Below are 22635 nucleotides of genomic sequence, written 5' to 3' on the forward strand. Positions count from 1 at the left end.
GACCAGTTTCAGGGAGCCGTCGTCGAGGACGTCGAAGCCGTGCCACGAGGGGCCATCCGGAGTTACGGGCTCGACAGGGGCGGGCGCCCGGAGAGCACCGCCAACGCCTGGTCGGCGATCTCCCGCTCCTCGTCGGTCGCGACGACACACACCGAGACGGGTGCGTCCGGTGCGGAGATGATCTGCTCGCCGCGTTCGTTGCGTGCCGGATCGACGACGATGCCCAGACCCGCCAGCCCGGCCAACGCAGCGGCGCGGACCTCGACGGCGTGCTCGCCGACGCCGCCGGTGAAGGTGATGGCGTCCAGCCGGCCGAGGACGGCGAGGTAGGCGCCAACGTACTCGGTGATGCGCCGGGAGTAGACGTCGAAGGCGAGGGTTGCGGCGGGATCGCCGGCCGCCCGGCGCCGCAGTACGGCCCGCATGTCGTTGTCGCCGGTCAGCCCGAGCAGGCCGCCGCGGTGATTGAGCAACTCGTCGATCTCCGGTACGGACAGGCCACCGACCCGGTGCAGGTGGAACATCACCGCCGGGTCCAGGTCACCGCTGCGGGTGCCCATCACCAGGCCGGCCAGCGGCGACATTCCCATCGAGGTGGCGACGCTGCGGCCAGCGGAGACCGCGCAGGCGCTCGCCCCGTTGCCCAGGTGCAGCGTGATCAGGTCGAGTTGGTCCGGCCGGCGCCCCAGCAGATCCGCCGTACGCCGGGCCACGTACGCGTGTGACGTGCCGTGGAAGCCGTAGCGGCGTACACCCAGCCGACCTGCCAGGTCACTGTCCAGCGCGTAGGTCGCCGCTTCCGGGGGCATCGTGGTGTGGAAAGCGGTGTCGAAGACCGCGACCTGCGGCACGTCCGGCAGCAGTTGGCGGGCCACCGCGATCCCGGTCAGATTGGCGGGATTGTGCAGCGGCGCCAGCGGAATCAACCGTTCGATGGCCGCCACGACAGCGTCATCGACGAGGGTCGGCCCGGTGAACTCGGTGCCACCGTGCACGACGCGGTGGCCGACGACGTCCAGGTTCGCCAGGTCCAGTCCGGCCAACGCGTCACGCAGGGCCGTCGAGTGGTCCGGTGCACCACCGTCGGGCTCGCCGATCCGCTCCACCAGCCCCCGCCTGACGATCCGGCTACCGTCGAAGAGCCGGTACTTCAGTGACGACGACCCGCAGTTGACCACGAGCACCCTCGTCACGCAGATCCCCTTCCGGCTGCCTGGATCGCGGTGATGGCGATCGTGTTGACGATGTCCTTCACCGTCGCGCCGCGGGACAGGTCGTTGACCGGCCGGCGCAACCCTTGCAGGATCGGGCCGACCGCGACCGCCCCCGCCGACCGCTGCACCGCCTTGTACGTGTTGTTCCCTGTGTTGAGGTCCGGAAAGACCAGCACGGTGGCATGCCCGGCGACCGGGCTGCCCGGAAGTTTCGCCGCCGCGACCACCGGGTCGACGGCGGCATCGTACTGAATCGGACCCTCCACCGGCAGATCCGGCCGGCGGGCCCGGACGATCGCCGTGGCCTGGGCGACCTTGTCCACGTCCGCGCCGACGCCAGACGTGCCGGTGGCGTAGGAGAGCATGGCCAGCACGGGTTCGATCCCGAACCGGGCGGCGGTATCGGCACTGGACAGCGCGATGTCGGCGAGCTGGGTCGCGTCCGGATCAGGGTTGACCGCGCAGTCGGCGTACACCAGGACCCGGTCGGCGAGCAGCATGAAGAAGACGCTGGAGGCGACCGATACGCCCGGTTCGGTCTTGATGATCTCGAACGCGGGTCGGATCGTCGCCGCGGTCGTGTGCGTCGCTCCGGACACCATGCCGTCGGCCAGCCCGGCCTCGACCATGAGCGTGCCGAAGTAGTTGACATCGCGCACCACGTCGTGCGCCAGCTCCAGCGGCATCCCGCGGTGCCGGCGCAGCTGCGCGTAGCGGGCGGCGAAGTCGGCGCGCCAGGCGCTGCTCTCGGGGTCGACCAGCCTTGCCGCGGTGATGTCGACGCCTAGTTCGTTCGCCCGCCGGCTGATCTCGGATGGGTCGCCCAGCAGCGTCAGCTCGGCGACGCCCCGGCGGAGGACCGTCTCCGCCGCCCGCAGGATCCGTTTCACCCCACCCTCGGGTAGGACGAGGTGTCGACGCTGTGTCTGAGCCCGGTCGATGAGGCCGTTCTCGAACATCAGGGGCGTGACCCGGTGGGAGCGGGTCACCTCCATGCGGCGGGACAGTTCGATCATGTCGACGTGGGCCTCGAAGGCACCGAGCGCCGCCTGGACCTTGCGGGGTGCGGTGATGGCGAGTCGGCCTTCGAGCCGGCCGACCACACCAACCGTCTGGTAGCTGTCGCTCTTCGTGACGAGTACGGGCAGCCCGGTGTGCAGCCGATCGATCACCCGCATCGCCCGTGCGTCGGGCTGCTCGCCGAGGGTGAGTACCAGGCCGGAGAGAGCGACGACCCCGGCAGCGTGCGCCGCGCTGGCCGCGACGAGCAGGTCGGCCCGGTCCCCGGGGGTGATCATGAGGCAGCCGTCGGTGAGATGGTCGAGCAGTACCGGCACGTGCGCGGCACCGACCACGACGTCCAGCACGTCGCGGTCCAGCGCGTCGGGATCGCCGGACAGGACGGTGGCGTCGAGCGCCGCCGCCACCTCTGCCACGGTCGGCGCCGAGACAGCCGGTGTCTCGGGGATCGCGTACGCCGGCACCGGCAGCCCGGCCGGCGCGGACGTACCCGCCGGCACCCGGTTGGCGATCACCGCCAGAACCGTGGCGCCCGCCTCGACGACGTCGTGGTACGCCGTCCGCGCCGCCGTAGCGACCACCTCGGGCGGCTGGTCCAGGCCGTCCACCACCGGAACGACCAGACTGCCGAACTCGGTGGCGAGCCGGGCGTGGAAGGCGAGCAGCCGGTCGGGCCCACTCGGCGTCCCATCATCTCGGGTGGCCACGTCGCCGCCGACGACGACCACGGCGGCGCAGCGGCGCTCCAACTCCCGGTAGCGCTCGACGATCCGGCCGATCAGCTCCTCCTGACGCCCCTCCGCCGCCAGGGTGGCCGCTTGGCTGCTCGTCACGCCGTACGAGTCGGGATAGCCGGCGGCGATCGGATATCGGGCGATCAGCAGCGCGAGCACCGGATCTTCCCAGGATGCGGGCACCACCGGCCGGAAGAGGCCCAGCGAGGCCACCCGTCGCGACAGCGACTCGGCCAGGCCCAGCGCCACGGTGGCCTTGCCCGCACCCGGGCCGAGTCCGGCGACGTACACACTCGGAGCCACAGCTCACCTGACCTCCGGTACGGGCCCACAGGGCGATGTCGGCGACGTCGTCCGGAATCCGCCGTCCGGCCGGCACGTTTGGGTGGAAGGGTCAATCATCTCCGTGCTCGCTGGCCGCTCTCACGAAGGCACCGGTCACGGTAGCCAGCCGTGGACCCGTTCATGATGTCCCCTCCTGATCGACGAGATCCTCGCACCTATCCTTCCCCGACCAGGACATGTTGACCCCGTCTCGGCGCCAACCGGCCATCCCCGCCCCGGTTCTGACGTCACCGAGGGCCCGATGATCATTCCGGCCACGGCTCCTCGCACCGGCGGCCCGGTGCGGCGCTGCTCCGGGGTGTCCGCCGGGACCGGGTCGGACCAGCACGGTGCACGGTGCGCGGTTGCCGTGCCGTGGGACGACGGCACGGCAACCGCGCACGAACCTGCGTCGGGTGGCCCGCAGACTCCCCCGCTATCGCCTCTCGACCGCGATCGCCGGGATGCCGAGCGCGACACATGCGTAACCCGTCCGGTACGGGATCCATGTCGCCCGAGAGATCCGGCCATCCCAGGTCAGCCCTTCACCGCCCCCGCGGTGAGTCCCTCGGTCAGGAAGCGCTGCCCGAAGGCGTACATGATCACCACGGGGATGCTGACCAGCAGTGACGCCGCAGCAAGCTGCCCCTGCGGCACGACGTCCCCGGTGATCATGGACTGCATCCCCACCGGGAGCGTCTTGTACTCGTCCTTGGTGATGAACACGAAGGCGAAGAGGAACTCGTTCCAGGCGTTGGTCAGGGTGAACAGCGCGACCGCCAGCAGTCCCGGCTTGGCCAGCGGCAGCACCACCCGACCGAAGGCCTGGAGGCGGGTGCAGCCGTCGACCAGCGCGGCCTCCTCCAACTCGATGGGGATCGACGAGAAGTACCCCACCAGCAGCCAGGTGGCGAACGGAAGCGTGAAGGTCGGGTACGTCACCACCAGCGACCACAGCGAGTCGGTGAGCCGCATCCCGATGAGCAGCTGGTACAGCGGGATGAACAGCAGCGCACCCGGCATCACGTAGGTGATCAACACCGTGACGGTGAAACTCTGTGCACCGCGGAAACGCAGCCGGGCCAACGCGTAGCCCGCCAGGGCGGCGCAGACCAGTGCCACCGCGGTGGACGCCGCGGACACCAGCACGGTGTTGAGGTACCAGCGGCCGAAGGGCTTGGTGGCGAAGAGGTCGGTGAACTGCTGCAAGGTCCAGGGCGTCGGCCACAGGTCGTGCTCGCGCATGACGATCTGACCCTCGGACTTGAATGCCGTGACGGCGATCCAGTACAGCGGGGCCAGGACGAAGAGCAGCAACCCGGCCAGCGCGACACCGGACGCCAGGCGCGACGCCACCGACGACGCCCGGCGACGTCCCCAGGTCTGGAGTGCCGACACCACCCGGCCGACCGCCGCCGCGATCAGCAGTATCACCCCGAGGACCACCGCCGCCTTCCAGACGATGTGTGGCGACGCCCAGGCCAGCAGACCGGTGAGCACCAGGGCGACGACCCACGGCAGCGCCTTCCGCGCCTTCTCCGCCTTCCACGCCGTGCGGACACGTCGGGGCAGCCCGTTGCCGGCGTCCCGACGCAACAACCGGACCAGGACGAACACCAGCACGCCGATGACCGGCAGCATCACGAGCGTGACGGCTGCCCCCGCACCGTACTGGAGTTGCAGGATCGCCTTGGAGTAGGCGACCAGCACATACGGCGCGGTCGCGTTGCCCGGGCCGCCCTGCGTCAGCAACCAGATGAGGTCGAAGTTGTTGAACGTCCAGATCGAGGACAGGGTCACCGTCACGGTGATCACATGGCGCAGCCCGGGCAGCGTCACGTGGAGGAAGCGCTGCAACGACGAGGCGCCGTCGACGGTCGCGGCCTCGTACAGGTCCGCCGGGATGGCCTTCAGCCCCGCCAGGAACGCGACGGTGAAGAACGGCACCCCTTTCCACACGTTGACGAGGATCACCGATGGCATGGCCAGCGACGCCTCGGACAGCCAGCCTGCCGGCCAGGTGTCGACCAGGTGCGCCTTGGCCAGCAGCGGCCCGATCCCCGACTCGGTGAGCAGCATGTTGACGCTGCCGAAGATCGGATCGAGCAGCGAGCGCCAGCTGAACGCCGTGACCACCGTCGGCACCACCCACGGCAACAGGAGCAGCCCGGCCAACACCGCCCGCCCGCGGCGCAGATGGTGCAGCAGCAGGGCCGCGGACAGCCCGAGCACCACCTTGAAGACCTCGGCGTACGCGGTGAAGACGAACGAGTTCACCACGCCGGTGCGGAACTGGTCGTCGCTGGCGAGTGTGACGTAGTTGGCCAGCCCGACGAACACGCTCTGCTGCCCGTGCCGTTCCGTCGTGCTGGTGACGATCGACCAGGCGATCGGCACGAGCACGAGCCCGCCGACCAGTACGGCGGTGGGCGCCAGGAACAGCGCCGCCAGCCGCCAGTCACGACCCAGCCGCCGCTGGGTCGTGCTGAGAGTGCCGTGCCCCGGCGGCGAGGACACCTTCGTCGCCGGGGCCGGTGCTGGACGGACCGACGTCACTGCGGCAGCCCCTGCTGGTTGAAGATCTGCACCATCTTGGCGTGGGCGGCCTGCACGGCCTGCGCGGGCGCCGTGCCCTGGATGACCTGCTGCATCATGTCGGTGAGCACGTAGGCACCGACGGCGGCCTGCTGGCCCGCGCTGGCCTTCTGCGGAAAGTTCAGGCCGTTCTTGGTGGTCAGCGGCAGTGACAGCTCGGTGATCTTGCGCATGATGGGGAACGCCGGGTCACCGCTGGTGAAGAACGGGTCGGCGTCCCAGACCTTCTGCCAGGCGGGCAGCGCCAGGCCGGGCGCTTCCTTCGCCACCCCGAGCAGCGCGGGCGCAGTCACCAGGTACTGCGCCAGGAGCTTGGCGAGTGCGGCGTTCTTGGCGCCCTTGAAGATGACGAAGGCCTGGGACTGGCCGAGCAGCAGCGGGTTGTCGGTGGCCGGTCCGATGCAGTCGGCGAAGACGTGGGTCTTGTCGTAGACGGGATTCTTCTTGGTCTTGGAGTCCGCGTAGACGCTGAGCTGGTTGCGGGTGTAGCCGAGGATCCCGGCGAGCCAGTTCTCGTTGTTGCTGGAGTCGGTCCAGGCGGCCACCCCCGGCGGCAACATCGGCTTGTACTTGGGATTGGTGTAGATGTCGCCGAGGAAGGTCACCGCCTGCACCGTCTCCGGCGAGTTGAACGTGACCTTCCGGCCGTCGTTGGAGGCGATCGACCCGCCGTACGAGTTGATCAGCGCCTCGATCATGCCGTTCGCGTCACCGGACCGGTTCACGGTCATGCCCCAGCCGAACCGGCGCTTGGACGGATCGGAGATGGCCAGGCACAGGTCTCGCAGTTCCTCCCAGCTGTAGATGTCCTTGGGCGTGATGCCCTTGTCCTGCATCCAGTCCTTGCGCAGGAACGAGCCGATCCCGATGAAGTGGTAGGGGATGGCGAACCACTTGCCGTCGAAGACGCAGAAGTTCTTGGACTCCGCGGTGGGCTCGCCGTACTTGGCCGTCAGCGCCTGGACGACGTCCGTCACGTCCTCCAGGTCGCCGAGGGCCTGAAACTGCGCGACGAACCGCGAGTCGGTCATGAACGCGAGGTCCCGAGCCACGCCACCCTCAACCTCGGCGTGGATCTTGGCCACCACGTCTCCGGCGTCGGCCTGGACCAGACTGTTGTCGATCTTCGTACCGGTGGTGTCGGCGAACTTCTTGATGGAGCTGTCGAGCGCGGCGTTCGCCGCCTCCGAGTACAGCTTCTGCGACAGCATGCCCATCGAGGAGCCCTTCAACGATGCCGCAGCGTCGATCAGCTCCTTCGGGACCTCGGCCTGCACCTGGGGGGTCGACGGTGAAGTGTCCCCACACGCGGCCAGACCGGCCGCGCCGAGCAGCCCCACCCCCATTCCCAGAAAGCCGCGCCGGGATCGCAATGGGTTGTCCTCCATGGCTATTGCCTCCTTCGTCTCACCTCACCGCTATACGTCGAAGGGGGCCGAGAAGCGTCACGCCTCCGCTGTGGACACCGCGAACCACTCACGAGGACGGATCGCCCGATCGAGTGGTCGCAGCCCGTCCCTGCCGCGCAGTCATCGGAAAATTGCCCCCGGTACGCGGCGGGACTCTCCCCGACTTGCCCCCCAGACAACCGCGCCGCCGGTCCGGGATGTCGGCCTGTCCGGCGGTGCGCTCACCTTACACATTGTGGTAAGTGGCGCCTAGGGGTCGAGCGGAATCGAGGGATCAATACCATTTGTCGCCATCAATGAGGCGATCCAGCGATTCCACGTTTCCCCGAGGGCTGCGCCATTGAGGACGGTCATGCGCATCGTTGTGGCGTCGAAGTCAGCATCCGTCCCCCGCGCACGCGCCCGTCCCGGCAGACGCTGGGTGCCGAAGCCCACCGCACTGCCGGACCTGGTCGATCCTCGACGGGCGCCAGGGCAGCATGGGTCGCGCCCGGGAACCTCGACGCCGAGCACGTTCGTCGTCGGGCCCAGGCTGCGATCAGGATGCCGATCTTGTGGGCCCTGGCCAGCCGAAGATCGGCGAACGCGAGGTCCTCGCGGCGATGCTGGAGGTGGAGGCCGGGGTGGTCGCCGAGCACGACAGGATCCTGCTGATCAGGGAGAAGGGCTTCGCCTCCAGGCCGTTCGAGCGGCTGCTGGTCGAGCAGGAATCAGCGACGCCTCGCCACCCTCCGTCACCACCGAATGTGAGACAGGGCCGTTCGTTTGACAGAGCCGGTTGCGACACCCGTAGATGGGAGGTTTTCGGGGGACGGTTCAAAACCTCATAGACAAGCTTAAAGCCCTGACCAACGTTTCCGCTGGTCAGGGCTTTCTGTCTGTCGGGACGGCCGGATTCGAACCGACGACCCCTTGACCCCCAGTCAAGTGCGCTACCAAACTGCGCCACGTCCCGCTCCCGCCCGACCTGCGCCGTGCGACAGCCGGTACAGCGTAGCGCAGGACCGTTTCGTACGTGCAGCGGCCCACCGTCCCCCGTCGCCCCTCCTTCACGTTCCACCGCACCCCTCACACCCCCTACGCCGTCCTAGGAAGATAGGTCATTCTCCGGAGGCGAAGACGAAGACGACGACAACACGTCGAACCCGAATCAGGCAGAAGGTCGACCCGTCCGGTTCGGAGTGAACCGGACGGGTCGGAGAATCATCGAGCTTGGTAACCCGGCGTACCGGCTCAGCCGTGCGGCTTGCCCCGCCCGCCGGCACCGACCTTCTTCCGAGGACGTACCGAGACCTCCACCGGACTGCCCTCGAAGCCGAACTCCTCGCGGAGCTTCCGCTCGACGAAGCGCTGGTATCCGGCGTCCAGCGGGCCGGTGGTGAAGAGCACGAACCGGGGCGGGCAGGTACCCGCCTGGGTGGCGAAGAGCACCCGAGGCGCCCGGCCACCCCGCACCGGGTGCGGTGTCGCCTGCACCAGGGCGGTGAGCCACTGGTTCAGCTGCCCGGTCGGGACCCGGGTCTCCCAGCTCGCCAGGGCGGTACGCAACGCCGGGGCGAGCTTGTCCACCGCCCGTCCGGTCTTCGCCGAGACGTTGATCCGGATCGCCCAGGGAATCCGGCGCAGCTCCCGCTCGATCTCCTTGTCCAGGTAGTAGCGGCGGTCCGCGTCGACCAGGTCCCACTTGTTGAAGGCGATCACCAGCGCCCGGCCGGTCTCGGTGACGGTGGTGAGGATCCGCTGGTCCTGCTCGCTGATCGGCTCACTGGCGTCGAGCAGTACCACGGCCACCTCGGCCGCCTCGATCGCGGCGGCGGTACGCAGGCTCGCGTAGTACTCCGTACCGCTGGCCTTGCCGACTCGCTTGCGCAGCCCGGCGGTGTCCACCAGCTGCCAGACCTCGCCGCCGATCTCGACCAGGCTGTCGACCGGGTCGACGGTGGTGCCGGCGACCGAGTCGACGACCGCCCGCTCCTCCTTGGCGAGCCGGTTGAGCAGGCTGGACTTGCCGACGTTGGGGCGGCCGACCAGGGCCACCCGGCGCGGGCCGCGCGGGCCCGCCTCGCTGATCGGCGGCGCGTCCGGCAGCGCCTCCAGGATCGCGTCGAGCAGGTCGCCGGAGCCCCGGCCGTGCAGCGCCGAGACGGGCCGCGGCTCGCCCAGCCCGAGCGACCACAGCGAGGTGGCCTCGAGTTCCACGGCCGTGTTGTCGGCCTTGTTGGCAACCAGCAGCACCGGCTTGGCGCTGCGCCGGAGCATGCGTACGGCAGCCTCGTCGACGTCGGTCGCCCCGACCGTGGCATCGACCACGAACAGCACCACGTCGGCGGTGGCGACGGCGTTCTCGGCCTGGGCGGCGATCGCGGCGGCCCGGTCCTTCGCGTCCGGCTCCCAGCCGCCGGTGTCGACCACCGTGAACTGCCGTCCCGACCACTGGGCGTCGTACGGGACCCGGTCCCGGGTCACCCCGGGCGTGTCCTCCACCACCGCCTGCCGGCGGCCGATGATCCGGTTCACCAGCGTCGACTTGCCGACGTTGGGCCGGCCGACCACGGCCACCACCGGCACCGGGCCGGTCGGCTCACCCTCGTCGACGTCCGGCTCCCGCAGCTCGATCCAGCCATCCCCCGCGCTCACGCCGCCTCCTCAACCGCACCATCGGCGCGCACCATGACGGTGTCGCCCCGCCGGGTGCTACCCCGGTCGTCCACCAACTCACCGATCCCGCCGATCCGCCGGTTCACCGGGCGGGCCGCCGCTCGGTGAGCAGCTCGTGCAGCCGTGCGACGACCTCGTCGATGCCCAGGGCGGTGGTGTCCAGCACCACGGCGTCCGGGGCCTGCCGCAGCGGGTCCGCGGCCCGGGTGGAGTCGAGCCGGTCCCGTCGGGCCAGGTCGGCGGCGGTGGCGGTGGGATCGGCGGCGTTCTCCGCGCTGCGCCGCTGCGCCCGCGCCTCGGCCGACGCGGTCAGGTAGACCTTGAGGTCGGCGTCGGGCGCCACCACCGTGCCGATGTCCCGGCCCTCCACCACGATCCGGCCGGCTGCGGCGATCATCTCGCGCTGCTGCGCGACGAGCAGTTCGCGTACGGCGGGCACGGCCGACACCGCCGAGACCGCCGACGTCACCTCGGCGCCGCGGATCTCCCGGTCGACGGCGACGCCGTCGGCGGTCACGCTGGGCGCCTCGGGGTCCACCCCGATCTTCAGGTCGGTCTCCCCCGCCACCTTCGCCACCGCCTCGGCATCCTGCGGGTCGACCCCGGAGCGCAGCACCGCCCAGGTGACGGCCCGGTACATCGCTCCGGTGTCGAGGTATCGGGCACCGAGCGCGTTCGCCAGCCGACGGGAGACGGTGGACTTCCCCGAACCGGACGGGCCGTCCACGGCAACCACACATCGCCCGGTCCGTACCTTTTCCGCCACCGTTCCTCCTCCACCGATCCCCTGGGCGATACGCCCGGCACTGCCGAGTTTCGCGGGCGGCCGGCCGTGGCGGCCCCGCCGCGTGTCGCTGTCCATCATGCCCCGTCCGCCGTACCGGCCCGCGCCCGACACCGGACGCGGCGGCGCCCCCGGCCGCAGCCGCAGCGGCCCTCGGGGCCGCAGCCGTGGCGCCGCCCCGGGCCGCGGACGCGGACGCGGCGCCGGGCGACGACGGTCAGCGCCGCCTCCCCGCCCCCGGATCAACCAGGGTCAGAGCCGGGCGACCGGGATCAGTCGCCCACCGCCTTGAAGAGCGCGGCGATCTCGGCGTTGGTCAACCGGCGGTTACGGCCGGGCCGCAGGTCCCCGAGCCGGATCGGACCGATGGCGGTACGGATCAGCCGGGAAACCGGGTGCCCGACCTCCTCCAGCAGCCGTCGGACGATGTGCTTGCGCCCTTCGTGCAGGGTCAGCTCCACCTGGGCCGTACGTCCCAGCGTGTCCACGAGGCGGAACTCGTCCACCCGGGCGATGCCGTCGGAGAGTTCCACCCCGGCCTTCAGCCGCCGGCCGGCGCTGCGGGACAGTGGCCCCGCCACCTCGCAGAGATAGGTCTTCGGCACCCCGTACGACGGGTGCATCAGCCGGTGCGCCAGCGTGCCGTCGTTGGTCAGCAGCAGCAGTCCCTCGCTGTCGGCGTCGAGCCGACCGACGTGGTAGACCCGCTCCTCCACCCGGCCGAGGAAGTCGGCCAGCGCGGTACGCCCCTTCTCGTCTGCCATCGTCGAGACCACGCCGCGCGGCTTGTTCATCGCCAGGTAGACCAGCCGGGTGTCGGTGACGAGCCGCTCACCGTCGACGTGGATGACGGCGGTGGCCGGGTCGACCTTGTCGCCGAGCTGCGCGACCCGCCCGTCGACGGTGACCCGGCGCCGGAAGATCAGGTCCTCGCAGGCACGCCGGGAGCCGACGCCGGCCGCGGCGAGCACCTTCTGTAGGCGCTCCACGCCGGGGGCATCGGGATTGTCATCGCGGGGCATCGGCTATCTCTTCCACGTCGTCGGGCAGGAACGGGGCCAGCGGCGGTAGCTGGGCGACGGTGTCCAGACCGAGTTTCTCCAGGAACAGCGTCGTCGTCCGGTACAGGAACGCGCCGCTCTCCGGTTCGGTGCCGCACTCCTCCACCAGGCCGCGAGTGACCAGGGTACGGATCACCCCGTCGCAGTTGACACCCCGGATGGCCGAGATCCGTGACCTGGTCACCGGCTGCTTGTAGGCGACCACGGCGAGGGTCTCCAGCGCCGCCTGGGTGAGCCGGACGGACTGCCCGTCCAACACGAACCGCTCGACGTAGGCCGCGTATTCCGGCCGGGTGTAGAGCCGCCAGCCACCCGCCGCCCGACGCAACTCGAAACCGTGCCCGGCCGCCGTGTAGTCGCCGGACAACCGGTCCAGCATCGCGGCGACCCGCTCGGTCGGCTGTTCCAGCACCTGGGCCAGCAGGATCTCGGTGACCGGCTCGTCCACCACCAGCAGGATGGCCTCCAGGGCCCCGCGCAGCTCGTCCTCGTCGATCAGGGCCAGCGTCGCGGCCTGCCGGCCGGCCCCGCCGGGCTTCGGCGCCGCCGCCGGCGCACCCTCCGCCTCCGCTGCGGCATCCTCGGGTACGCCCACCGCCTCGTCCGGTTCCGCCACGGCCGCCCGAACCGACGGCTGCGGGCGTTCCTCAGCCGACGCGGACTCCCGGTCCTCGGCGCGAAAAGCAGAAGACTCCGCAAGAGGCTCGACGGAAGGCTCGGCAGAAGACTCGACGGAGGTGCCGGCGGAGTCGGCAGAAGTCTCGGCAGAGGATTCGGCAGCAGGTTCGAAGGCAGCTTCGGCAGAGGACTCGGCAGCAGGTTCGAAGGCAGCTTCGGCAGAGGACTCGGCAGCAGGTTCGGAGGCAGGTTCGGCAGAGGACTCGGCAGCAGGTTCGGTGGCCGAGGACTCGACCGGAGCCTCCGGGGACGCGGTCCCGGTCGGCCGCTCCCAGGGTGGCACCCAGGCCGCCGCCTGTTCGGCCAGCGAGTCGGGCCGCTTTTCGCTGGTCACCGCGTTTCCTCCTGCGTCTCGTCCCCGGTCGCCCCGGCGGGGCGGTCCGGCGGTGCCGGCGCACCCGCGTACTCGTCGATGTCGAGTTCGGCGCCGCCGTCCTCGGGACCGGTCCACCGTACGGTGAGTTCGCCGAGCGCCTCCACCTGGGCGAAGCCGACCAGCCCCTCGCGGTACAGCTCCAGCAGGGCCAGGAACCGGGCCACCACCTCCAGCGTCGACTCGCAGTCGGCGCAGAGTACCCGGAAGGTGGCGATACCGGCCCGGCGGAGCCGGTCGCGCAGCAGCGCGGCGTGTTCCCGGACACTGACCCGGACCATGTGCACGTGGTCGATGGAGACCACGGGTGCCTTCTTCGGCGTCATCGCCCTGACCGCCAGCGCGGCGAGCCGCTCCGGTCCGATCCCGAGCACCAGGTCCGGCAGTGCCTCGGCGTACCTCGGCTCCAGGGCGACGGCCCGGGGGTAGCGGCGGGAGCCGACCGCCTCCAGCTCGGCGATGTGCCCGGCGGCCTCCTTGAACGCCTTGTACTGCAACAGCCGGGCGAAGAGCAGGTCCCGGGCCTCCAGCAGGGCCAGGTCCTCCTCGTCCTCGACCTGGGCGGCCGGCAGCAGCCGGGCGGCCTTGAGGTCGAGCAGGGTCGCGGCGATGACGAGGAACTCGCTCGCCTCGTCGAGGTCCCAGTCGTCCCCCATCGCCCGGATGTACGCGATGAACTCGTCGGTGACCCGGTGCAGGGCGACCTCGGTCACGTCGAGCTTGTGCTTGCCGATGAGCTGTAGCAGCAGGTCGAACGGGCCGGTGAAGTTCGACAGCCGTACGGTGAAACCGGCCGCCGCCTCGGCCTCGGCGGGCGCCGACCCGGCGGTCGGGTCGGCCGGAGCGGGGTCCCCGTCGCCGTCGGCCGGCACGGCGGGCCGGGCGTCCGCCACGGAGGGCGGTGGGTCGGGCGCGGAACGCACCGGGTCCGGCGCGGCCGGGGAGGTGGGCGGGGAACTCACCCGACGACCGTAGTCCACCGGTTCCGGACCGTCAGCCGTCAGCGTCGTCCCGGTACCGTCACTCACCCGATGATCCTCGACCCGGCGGGCACCGAACCGGGCCCGGACAAACGAAACGCGAGAGACAGACGAAACGAGAGAGACAGACGAAACGAGAGACCGCCGACCGACGTCGGCCGGAGGCGCCCACCTGTTACCGCTCGGCCTGCGCGGCGATCACCTCTCGGGCGAGCTGGCGGTAGTTGCGGGCTCCGGAGGAGGCCGGATCGAGCGTGGTGATCGGCGCACCCGCGACCGTGGACTCGGGGAACTTGACCGTCTTGGTGATCACGGTCTGGTAGACCTTGTCGCCGAACGCCTCCACCACCCGCTGGAGCACCTGACGACAGTGCGTGGTGCGGCTGTCGTACATGGTGGCGAGGATCCCCTCCAGCTCCAGGTCGAAGTTGAGCCGTTCGCGGACCTTGTCGATGGTGTCGAGCAGCAGGGCGACGCCGCGCAGGCTGAAGAACTCGCACTCCAGCGGGATGAGCACGCCGTCGGCCACGGTGAGGGCGTTGATGGCGAGCAGGCCCAGCGACGGCTGGCAGTCGATCAGGACGTAGTCGTATTCCTTGCGGATCGACCTGAGCACCCGGGCCAGCGCCATCTCCCGGGCGACCTCGTTGACCAGCTGGATCTCGGCGGCCGACAGGTCGATGTTGGCCGGCAGCAGGTGCAGCCCGGCGACATCCGTCTTGATCAGCACATCCTCGGCGGTGACGTCGTCCTGCATCAGCAGGTTGTAGACCGACAGGTCGAGGTTGTGCGGGTTGACGCCGAGGCCGACGGAGAGCGCCCCCTGCGGGTCGAAGTCGACCAGCAGCACGCGGCGGCCGTATTCCGCGAGGGCGGCGCCGAGGTTGATGGTCGTGGTGGTCTTGCCCACCCCGCCCTTCTGGTTGGCCATCGCGATGATCCGGGCCGGCCCGTGCTGGTCGGTCGGCATCGGTTCCGGGATCGGCTTGCGGATCGTGTAGGCGGCCGGGTCGGCCGGGCCCAGTTCGGCGCCGAGATCGAGGGCGGACTGCTGCTCGCGCAGGCTTGAGGTCCACGCCTCGGCACGGTCAGCGTTTCCAGCCATGTCCTCGTACGCCCCCTCCCGACGACTGCCCGGCGTCGGAGCCGAACGGTGGTCCTGTGCGGCGCCGCCGCGAACCTCGATTGCCGCCTCACGAGGCCGCGCCAGATCCCGACTCTACGCCACGTCGCAGCACCGTAGTGGGCACCGTCTCGGCGTGTCGAACCGGCCGCTGACCACCACGGGTCGACCGGAATCGCACCCGCCGCCCGACAGTACCCCGCCGGTGGAGCGACCGGGATCGGCCGGTCAGCCGCGCGCCCGGGGGTGTGCGGTGGCGTACACCTCGCGGAGCCGGTCGACAGTGACCAACGTGTACACCTGGGTGGTGGTCACCGAGGCGTGCCCGAGCAGTTCCTGCACCACCCGTACGTCGGCGCCCCCGTCGAGCAGGTGGGTGGCGTACGAGTGCCGCAGCGTGTGCGGGGAGACCGCCTGCGGCCCGTCCACCGGCAGTCCGGCCCGGGCGGCGGCCCGGCGCAGGATGGTCCAGGCGCTCTGCCGGGACAGTGGCCCGCCCCGGGCGTTGAGGAAGAGCGTCGGCACGCCCCGGCCGGCGGCGGCCAGCGTCGGCCGGGCCCGGACCAGGTAGGCCCGCACCGCCTCGGCGGCGTATCCGCCGACCGGCACCAGCCGGCTCCGGCCGCCCTTGCCGTGCAGCAGCACCGACCCGTCGGTCAGGTCGAGGTCGTCGATCGCCGCGCCGACCGCCTCGGAGATGCGCGCGCCGGTGCCGTAGAGGAATTCCAGCAGGGCCCGGTCCCGCAGCTCCAGCGCGGCCCGGGGCCCGGTGGCGTCGACCGCGCCGGCGGTCTCCAGCAGCCGCACCACCTCGGTGACGTCCAGCGCTCGGGGCAGCCGCCGGGGCGGGACGGGTGGGCGTACGTCCCGGCTCGCGTCCTGACCGACCAGCCCCTCCCGGACCGCGAACCGGTGCAGGCCGCGGACCGCGCTGGCGGCCCGGGCCGCCGACGCCGCCGCCAGCGGCGGGTGGCCGTCCGCCCCGGTCCGCAGCCGGGCCACGTGCGCGGCGACCTCGGCCGGCCCGACCGCCGCGAGGTCCTCGACCCCGCCGGCGGCCAGCGTCGCCAGATACCGTTCCAGATCCCGCCGGTACGACGTGAGCGTGTTCGTCGACAGCCCGCGCTCGACGGTGAGGTGGTCGAGATAGCCGCGCACCGCACGACGCAGCGCCGGTGACGGTTCGGGCCCGTCACCGGCCGGCTGCGGCTGCCCGCTCAGCAGGGTGTCCGCTCAGCCGAGCACGTCGGCCAGCGGCAGGGTGCCCATGCCGTGCGCCTCGGCGACCGGGCCGTAGGTGACCTGGCCGGCGTGGGTGTTCAGGCCGAGCGCGAGCGCCTGGTCGCGGCGCAGCGCCTCCCGCCAGCCGTGGTTCGCCAGTTCGAGGGCGTACGGCAGGGTGACGTTGGTCAGCGCGTACGTGCTGGTGTGCGGCACCGCGCCGGGCATGTTCGCCACGCAGTAGAAGAGCGAGTTGTGCACCGGGTAGACCGGGTCGTCGTGGGTGGTCGGCCGGGAGTCCTCGAAGCAGCCGCCCTGGTCGATCGAGATGTCCACCAGCACGCTGCCGGGCTTCATCCGGGAGACCAGCTCGTTGCTGATCAGCGTCGGCGCCTTGGCACCGGGCACCAGTACCGCGCCGATCACCAGGTCGGCGTCGAGGACGGCCCGCTCGATCTCGTAGGTGTTCGAGGCCACCGTCTGGAGGTGGCCCCGGTAGATGGCGTCGGCCTGGCGGAGCTGCCCGACCGCCCGGTCCAGCAGCAGCACCTCGGCCTGGAGGCCGAGCGCGATCGCGGCGGCGTTCCGGCCGGAGACCCCGGCCCCGATCACCACGGTCTTGGCGGCGTACACCCCGGAGACGCCGCCCATCAGCACGCCGCGCCCGCCGCCGGAGCGCATCAGGTGGTACGCCCCCACCTGCGGGGCGAGCCGGCCGGCGACCTCGGACATCGGGGCGAGCAGCGGCAGCGACCGGTCGGGCAGCTCGACCGTCTCGTACGCGATCCCGGTCACCTTCCGGTCGAGCAGCGCGTCGGTGCACTCCTTCGAGGCGGCCAGGTGCAGGTAGGTGAAGAGCACCTGCCCCTCGCGCATCCGGTGGTACTCCTCGGCGATCGGCTCCTTGACCTTCAGGACCAGTTCGGCGACGCCCCACACCTCGTCGGCGGCGCCGAGGATGGTGGCCCCGGCGGCGGCGAACTCGGCGTCGGCGATGGAGGAGCCGGCCCCGGCGCCGGACTCCACGTACACCTCGTGGCCGGCACGGACGAACTCGTGCACCCCGGCCGGGGTGATGGCGACCCGGTACTCGCGGTTCTTGACCTCGCGCGGAATTCCGACCTTCACGATTCCGACACCTTCCTCCGGGGCTGTCGGCCCCGGCCGCGCGACGCGCGGTGGCTCCGTTGCCACCGCGGTCCACCGTCCCGCCCGCGGAAGTCTAGGACCGGGGCGGTGCACCGGCAGCCAGCATTGTGACAGCGGGTAACCGGCAACCTTGACGGTATGTCAGCCACGCCGGAGCGGCGAATCGGCGGACCGGGCAGCAACCGGGCCGGAACCGCCGGGCGGGCGGCGGTCCGGGGCGGCGGTCAGGGCAACAACGAGTCGGTCAGGGCAACAACGAGTCGGTCAGGGCAACAACGAGTCGGTCAGGGCAACGACGAGTCGGTCAGGGCAGCGGTGAGTCGGTCAGGGCAGCGGCGAGTCGGCGGGGCGGAGCCCGGCCCAGCCCCGGTCCCGGGAGCGGGCCGCCGCGAGGACCCCGGCGACACAGGCCACGTTGGTGATCTCACCCGCCAGGACCATCGAGACCGCCTCGTCCAGGTCGACCCGGATCACCTCCAACCCGGCCTCCTCGTCCCGCCGCTCGTGCCGCTGCTCCGACGGCACCTCGGAGAGTTCCCGGGCCAGGAAGATCCGGATCAGCTCGTCCGAATACCCCGGTGAGGTGTGCACGTCCACCAGCAGGTCGAGCCGGCCCGCGACCAGGTCCACCTCCTCGGCCAGTTCCCGCAGGGCGCCCGTCGGCAGCGCCTCACCGGCGACGTCGGTCAACCCGGCCGGCAGCTCCCAGATCACCCGGCGCAGCGGGTGGCGGTACTGCCGGATCAGCACCGCCCGCCCCCGCTCGTCCAGGGCGAGCACACCGACCGCCCCGACATGCCGTACGTAGTCCCGGGGCACCACCCGGCCGCCCGGCATCGCCACCTGGTCGGTGACCACCGAGAAGACCTTGCCCCGGAACCGTTCCCGCCGCTCGCGTACCTCGTAGTCCGGCCCGCCGGCCCGACCGTTCACGCCCGCACCGCCGCTCCGGACGGACCGCCGGTCACGACGACGAACCCGCCTTCGCCGACCGGACCTGCCCGTTGCGCCCGACCGCGTCGGCCGACTCGGCCAGCTCCGTCAGCTCGGCCGGTTCCCCCGCCGAGGTGCCGGCGCCGCCCGTCGCGGGAACACCGGCGGCCGGTCCCAGCTCCACCGGGAGCTGGTCCGCGGCCGAGTACGTCACGACGGCGCCGACGAACGCGGCGAAGAGCGGGTGCGGCCGGGTCGGCCGGCTCTTCAGCTCCGGATGCGCCTGGGTCGCCACGAAGAACGGGTGCAGTTCCCGGTCCAGTTCGACGAACTCGACCAGCCGGCCGTCCGGGGAGGTACCGGAGATGTGCAGGCCCGCCTTGGTCAGCGCGTCCCGGTAGGCGTTGTTCACCTCGTACCGGTGCCGGTGCCGCTCGCTGACCTCGGTGTCGCCGTACGCCTGCGCGACCAGCGAGCCCTCGGTCAGCCGCGCCGGGTACGCACCCAGCCGCATCGTGCCGCCCAGGTCACCCCGGCCGGCGACGATGTCCTCCTGGTCGGCCATGGTGGCGATCACCGGGTGCTTCGCCTTCTCGTCGAACTCCAGCGAGTTCGCCCCGTCCAGCCCGGCCAGGTGCCGGGCCACCTCGATGGTCATGCACTGGAGGCCGAGACAGAGCCCGAGGATCGGGATGCCGTTCTCCCGGGCGTACCGGGCGGCGCCGATCTTGCCCTCGATGCCGCGTACCCCGAAGCCGCCGGGGATGACGATGCCGTCGACACCGGCCAGCGCGGCCGCCGCACCGGAGGCGGTGACACACTCGTCGCTCGGTACCCAGTGCAGCTCCACCCGGGCCCGGTGGCCGAACCCGGCGGCCCGGATCGCCTCGCTCACCGACAGGTACGCGTCCGGCAGGTCGACGTACTTGCCGACCAGCGCGACCCGGACGGTGTGGTGCGGGTGGTGTACCCGCTCCAGCAGGTCGTCCCAGCTCTGCCAGGCGACGTCCCGGAACGACAGCCCGAGCCGGCGCACCACGTAGGCGTCCAGCCCCTCCCGGTGCAGCACCTTCGGGATGTCGTAGATGCTCGGCGCGTCCGGTGCGGCGATCACCGCCTCCCGGTCCACGTCGCAGTAGAGCGAGAGCTTGTGCTTGAGCTTGTCCGGAATCTCCCGGTCCGACCGGCAGACGATCGCGTCCGGCTGGATACCGATGTTGCGCAGTTGGGCGACCGAGTGCTGGGTCGGCTTCGTCTTCAGCTCCCCCGACGGCGCCAGGTACGGCACCAGCGAGACGTGCAGGTAGAAGCAGTTGTCCCGGCCCAGGTCGTGGCGTACCTGCCGGATCGCCTCCAGGAACGGCAGCGACTCGATGTCGCCGACCGTGCCACCGACCTCGGTGATCACCACGTCCGGGGTACGGCCGTCCTCGTCCGGGTCGGCCATGGCCAGGATCCGGGACTTGATCTCGTTGGTGATGTGCGGGATCACCTGCACGGTGTCCCCGAGGTACTCGCCCCGGCGCTCCTTCGCGATCACCTCGGAGTAGATCTGGCCGGTGGTGACGTTCGCCTTGCCGGAGAGCGCGCGGTCGAGGAACCGCTCGTAGTGCCCGACGTCGAGGTCGGTCTCGGCGCCGTCGTCGGTGACGAAGACCTCACCGTGCTGGAACGGGTTCATGGTGCCGGGGTCGACGTTCAGGTAGGGGTCGAGCTTCTGCATCACGACCCGAAGGCCCCGCGCCGTGAGGAGGTTTCCGAGGCTGGAGGCGGTCAGGCCCTTACCGAGTGAGGAGGCAACCCCACCGGTGACGAAAATATGCCTGGTCGTCCGTACTGAAGGGGCCAAGGCCTGCTCCCGTGGTCGTCTGTCGCGGTCGTGCGAACCGGTGTGGGACCAGTGAAATGATCCACGCGATCCACGGGATTCCACGGTAACACCAACCCCGGCCGGGCTGCCGGGGGCACCCGCTTCCGGTGCCGCCCCGGTGCCGGTCAGCCCGCCGATCAGCGTGCCGGTCAGCCCGCCGGCACCTCGGCCGACGACTGCGCCGGCCCGGGTTCCGCCTCCCGCAGCACGATGCCGGAGGGCGGGGTGGCGTCGGAGGGCGGGGCGGCGGAGGGCGGGGTGGCGCCGGAGGGCGGGGTGGGGCCGGAGGGGCGGTCGGGTGCCGGATCCGTGCCGGCGGTCGGCGGGGCCGCGCCGGGCGCGTCGTCCGGGCAGGGACCGGTGGCCGGCATGGTCCGGTCGGTGGCGTGGTCGAGCACCCGCAACGCGGCCAGGGCGGCCATCGGCACGGCCAGCGCCGCCGCCGCACCCGCGACGTTGAGGGCGGAACCGCCGAGCAGGCCGGCGATCACCGCCGCCACCGGGATGCCGACCATCCCGCCCCGCATGGCGGGGTAGATCCCGAAGAGCCGCTTGAGCCCACCCCACGGCCGGAGCAGGGCGAACCAGACCAGCACGGCACCGAGCAGCGCGAGTACGGTGAGCGGGCTCCCGGCCAGCGCGGCCAGGTTCGCCGCACCGGAGCGGTGCACGGTCAGCCCGCTGGTGCCGTCGCCGACGGCGGTGAGGAACCGGCCGAGGCTGCCCCGCTGGTCGATCGGCTGCCGCAGGTCCATCACCACGAATCCGATGGTCACCGCCAGACCGGCGATGGTGGCCCAGGCGAGCCGGCCGAGGCTGAGCCAGCCGCCGGTGCTGATCGCGGCGGCGATGCTCACCCCGGCGGTCAGCGCGACCGCGCCCACCGCGTCGGCGCCCAGGTAGGGGCTGCCGACCACGATCACCCCGAGGACGCCGACCAGCACCACCACGGCCGGCCGCCAACTGCGGCGTACCCGCTGGGCCAGCCAGGCCGCCGAGAGCAAGGTGCCGGCGATGAAGACCCCGAGCCCGACGGTGCCGAGGCCGGCGTACCGGCCGCCCTCCAGGGCCGAGTACCCGGTCACCCCGTTGAGCTGGAGACGCGCCCCGGTGACCACGTCCACCCCGACCACCAACGCGGCCAGCGCGGCGACGCTGCCCAGCGGCCAGAGGGTGCGCTGGTACGCCCGGGCGAGCCGCACCGCGGCGGTGGCCAGGCCGAGCAGCATCGCCGTGACCAGCCCGAAGTAGACCCCGGCGTGCGCACCCCGCCACCACGGGACGGCGTCCGCGACGAGCGCGGCCGGTATCGCCAGCGCGGCGGCGATGAGCAGTACCTCGACCGTCGCGACCACCCGCCGGGGCACCGGGGCGGGTCCGGACGGGCCGGCGTCGCGCCGGGCCCGGCGCAGCAGCGGCAGTACGGCGACCGCGAGCAGGCACTGGAGCCCGGCCAGCAGCAGGAAGAACCACTTCGCCACCTGCTGCTGGGCCCGGGCCTCCCGGTCGGCATCGGCGGGGGCGGCGATCGCGGTCGGCAGGTCGGCCGGACGGCCCTCGACCACGCCCGCCGGCTGGCCGATGAAGAGCCGCTCGGGCGCCGGTCGGCCCAGCGCCGCCAACGCCGTGGGGGCCAGGTCGACGAGTTGCAGGTAGCCGTCCCGGCCGGTGCTGCGCGAGGTCAGCCAGCCACGCCCCCAGCCCGGACCATCCGCCACCACCACGTGCAGCCGGGACGACCGGTCGGTGTCGGCGAGGCCGGCCACCAGCACCAGGGAACGTTCCGGCCGGGCGGCCAGCACCCGGGCCAGGGTCGCGTCGGCGCGGCGGGCGGCGGCGGCCCGGACGGCGGGATCCTCGCCGCTGACGGTACCGAGGTCGATGATGCCGAGTACGCAGTCGTCGAGCAGCCCGGTCGGATCCGGCGGTAGCTCCGCGGCGTACCGGTCGACCCGCCCGAACGGCCTGGCGGCGGCGACCGCCGCGCCCGGACCGACCGCGACGGTGCAGCGGACCGATTCGGCCAGCGCCCCGGGCACGGTGCCCCAGCGCAACCTGTCCTGGTTGTGGGTGACCGTCGCCCGCTGGTCGGGCAGGTTGGCGCTGATCGCGTCCGGCTGCTCGACGGCGACGTCCAGCGGCGGACACTGGTCGGTGACGACGGTGGCGTCCCAGGCGGCGAAGTTTCCGGCGCCGAGGGTCTGCCAACCGTCGACCGGGCAGGTCGGCTGCCGGGCCGAGCGCACCGACAGCGAGCCGATGGCACCGCCCTCGGCCATCCGCCACAGCGTCGGGGTGGTCTGCGGGTCGACGTCGTCCCAGCGCAGTCCCGGTACCCCGGCCAGCAGCACGTAGTCGGCGGTCGGTGCCGGCGTCCGGGTGGCCGGCCGGACGACCAGCGCGGCGACTCCGAGAGCCACCACCGCCACGGTCAGCAGTACGGGCACCAGCCGGCGCAACATCAGCCGCGCCCCGCCGACGAGCCCGTCTCCCGGCCGGCGGAGGGCGG

The 22635-nt window shown here is 71.7% G+C and carries 13 protein-coding genes, 1 tRNA gene and 2 pseudogenes; all 16 read right to left on the reverse strand.

Features of this window, described 5'->3' with window-relative positions; all coding sequences use genetic code 11:
* Window positions 1-62: 62 nt before the first annotated feature.
* The 16 genes and pseudogenes from C6W10_RS21920 to C6W10_RS22000 all read right to left on the reverse strand — a co-directional run bounded on the left by C6W10_RS21920 (window position 63) and on the right by C6W10_RS22000 (window position 22588).
* Window positions 63-1193: an acetate/propionate family kinase gene (locus tag C6W10_RS21920; RefSeq protein WP_107260084.1), complete on the reverse strand. Its 1131-nt coding sequence runs from the start codon at window positions 1191-1193 to the stop codon at window positions 63-65.
* Window positions 1190-3271, reverse strand: a complete 2082-nt coding sequence (gene pta, locus C6W10_RS21925) for a phosphate acetyltransferase (RefSeq protein ID WP_107260086.1) — start codon at window positions 3269-3271, stop codon at window positions 1190-1192. Before pta ends, C6W10_RS21920 begins: the two co-directional genes overlap by 4 nt.
* 558 nt (window positions 3272-3829) lie before the next feature.
* On the reverse strand, window positions 3830-5809 hold the full coding sequence (locus tag C6W10_RS21930) for an ABC transporter permease subunit (protein WP_234361378.1): 1980 nt from the start codon (window positions 5807-5809) through the stop codon (window positions 3830-3832).
* A 35-nt stretch (window positions 5810-5844) separates the two neighbouring features.
* Window positions 5845-7275, reverse strand: a complete 1431-nt coding sequence (locus C6W10_RS21935) for an extracellular solute-binding protein (protein WP_107260090.1) — start codon at window positions 7273-7275, stop codon at window positions 5845-5847.
* Between the two features lie 902 nt (window positions 7276-8177).
* Window positions 8178-8251, reverse strand: a tRNA-Pro gene (locus C6W10_RS21945).
* Window positions 8252-8529: 278 nt separating this feature from the next.
* Complete coding sequence (der, locus tag C6W10_RS21950) at window positions 8530-9933, reverse strand: ribosome biogenesis GTPase Der (protein ID WP_107260092.1); 1404 nt, start codon at window positions 9931-9933, stop codon at window positions 8530-8532.
* 103 nt (window positions 9934-10036) lie between these two features.
* Window positions 10037-10720 carry a (d)CMP kinase gene (gene cmk / locus C6W10_RS21955; protein ID WP_107260094.1) on the reverse strand — a complete coding sequence of 228 codons (684 nt, stop codon included), beginning with the start codon at window positions 10718-10720 and terminating at the stop codon, window positions 10037-10039.
* Window positions 10721-11010: 290 nt separating this feature from the next.
* A complete protein-coding gene (locus C6W10_RS21960) occupies window positions 11011-11760 on the reverse strand; it encodes a pseudouridine synthase (protein ID WP_107260096.1) in 750 nt (249 codons plus the stop codon).
* Window positions 11747-12811, reverse strand: coding sequence for an SMC-Scp complex subunit ScpB (scpB, locus tag C6W10_RS21965; RefSeq protein ID WP_107260098.1), 1065 nt, complete (start codon window positions 12809-12811; stop codon window positions 11747-11749). The genes C6W10_RS21960 and scpB overlap by 14 nt, the downstream gene beginning before the upstream one ends.
* A 29-nt stretch (window positions 12812-12840) precedes the next feature.
* Window positions 12841-13773 (reverse strand): annotated as a pseudogene (locus C6W10_RS21970) (ScpA family protein); the annotation flags it as partial.
* A gap of 232 nt (window positions 13774-14005) precedes the next feature.
* A complete protein-coding gene (locus C6W10_RS21975) occupies window positions 14006-14935 on the reverse strand; it encodes a ParA family protein (RefSeq protein WP_101366633.1) in 930 nt (309 codons plus the stop codon).
* A 246-nt stretch (window positions 14936-15181) separates the two neighbouring features.
* Window positions 15182-16174: a site-specific tyrosine recombinase XerD gene (locus C6W10_RS21980; protein ID WP_107260100.1), complete on the reverse strand. Its 993-nt coding sequence runs from the start codon at window positions 16172-16174 to the stop codon at window positions 15182-15184.
* A gap of 12 nt (window positions 16175-16186) precedes the next feature.
* Window positions 16187-17302 (reverse strand): alanine dehydrogenase, encoded by a 1116-nt coding sequence (gene ald / locus C6W10_RS21985; RefSeq protein ID WP_107260101.1) that lies wholly within the window; start codon window positions 17300-17302, stop codon window positions 16187-16189.
* A gap of 345 nt (window positions 17303-17647) precedes the next feature.
* Complete coding sequence (locus tag C6W10_RS21990; protein ID WP_234359212.1) at window positions 17648-18256, reverse strand: NUDIX hydrolase; 609 nt, start codon at window positions 18254-18256, stop codon at window positions 17648-17650.
* Between the two features lie 127 nt (window positions 18257-18383).
* Window positions 18384-20105 (reverse strand): annotated as a pseudogene (locus C6W10_RS21995) (CTP synthase); the annotation flags it as partial.
* Between the two features lie 170 nt (window positions 20106-20275).
* Window positions 20276-22588 carry a hypothetical protein gene (locus C6W10_RS22000; RefSeq protein WP_107260103.1) on the reverse strand — a complete coding sequence of 771 codons (2313 nt, stop codon included), beginning with the start codon at window positions 22586-22588 and terminating at the stop codon, window positions 20276-20278.
* Window positions 22589-22635 lie beyond the last annotated feature (47 nt).

The sequence above is a fragment of the Plantactinospora sp. BB1 genome (assembly GCF_003030385.1).
In the GTDB taxonomy this organism is placed as follows: Bacteria; Actinomycetota; Actinomycetes; order Mycobacteriales; family Micromonosporaceae; genus Plantactinospora.

What these genes read in the sequence shown, in the direction of transcription:
- C6W10_RS21935 (WP_107260090.1), bottom strand. Translation starts at nt 7,275, where the DNA reads ATGGAGGACAACCCATTGCGATCCCGGCGCGGCTTTCTGGGAATGGGG.
- C6W10_RS21960 (WP_107260096.1), bottom strand. Translation starts at nt 11,760, where the DNA reads ATGCCCCGCGATGACAATCCCGATGCCCCCGGCGTGGAGCGCCTACAG.
- C6W10_RS21975 (WP_101366633.1), bottom strand. Translation starts at nt 14,935, where the DNA reads ATGGCTGGAAACGCTGACCGTGCCGAGGCGTGGACCTCAAGCCTGCGC.
- C6W10_RS22000 (WP_107260103.1), bottom strand. Translation starts at nt 22,588, where the DNA reads ATGTTGCGCCGGCTGGTGCCCGTACTGCTGACCGTGGCGGTGGTGGCT.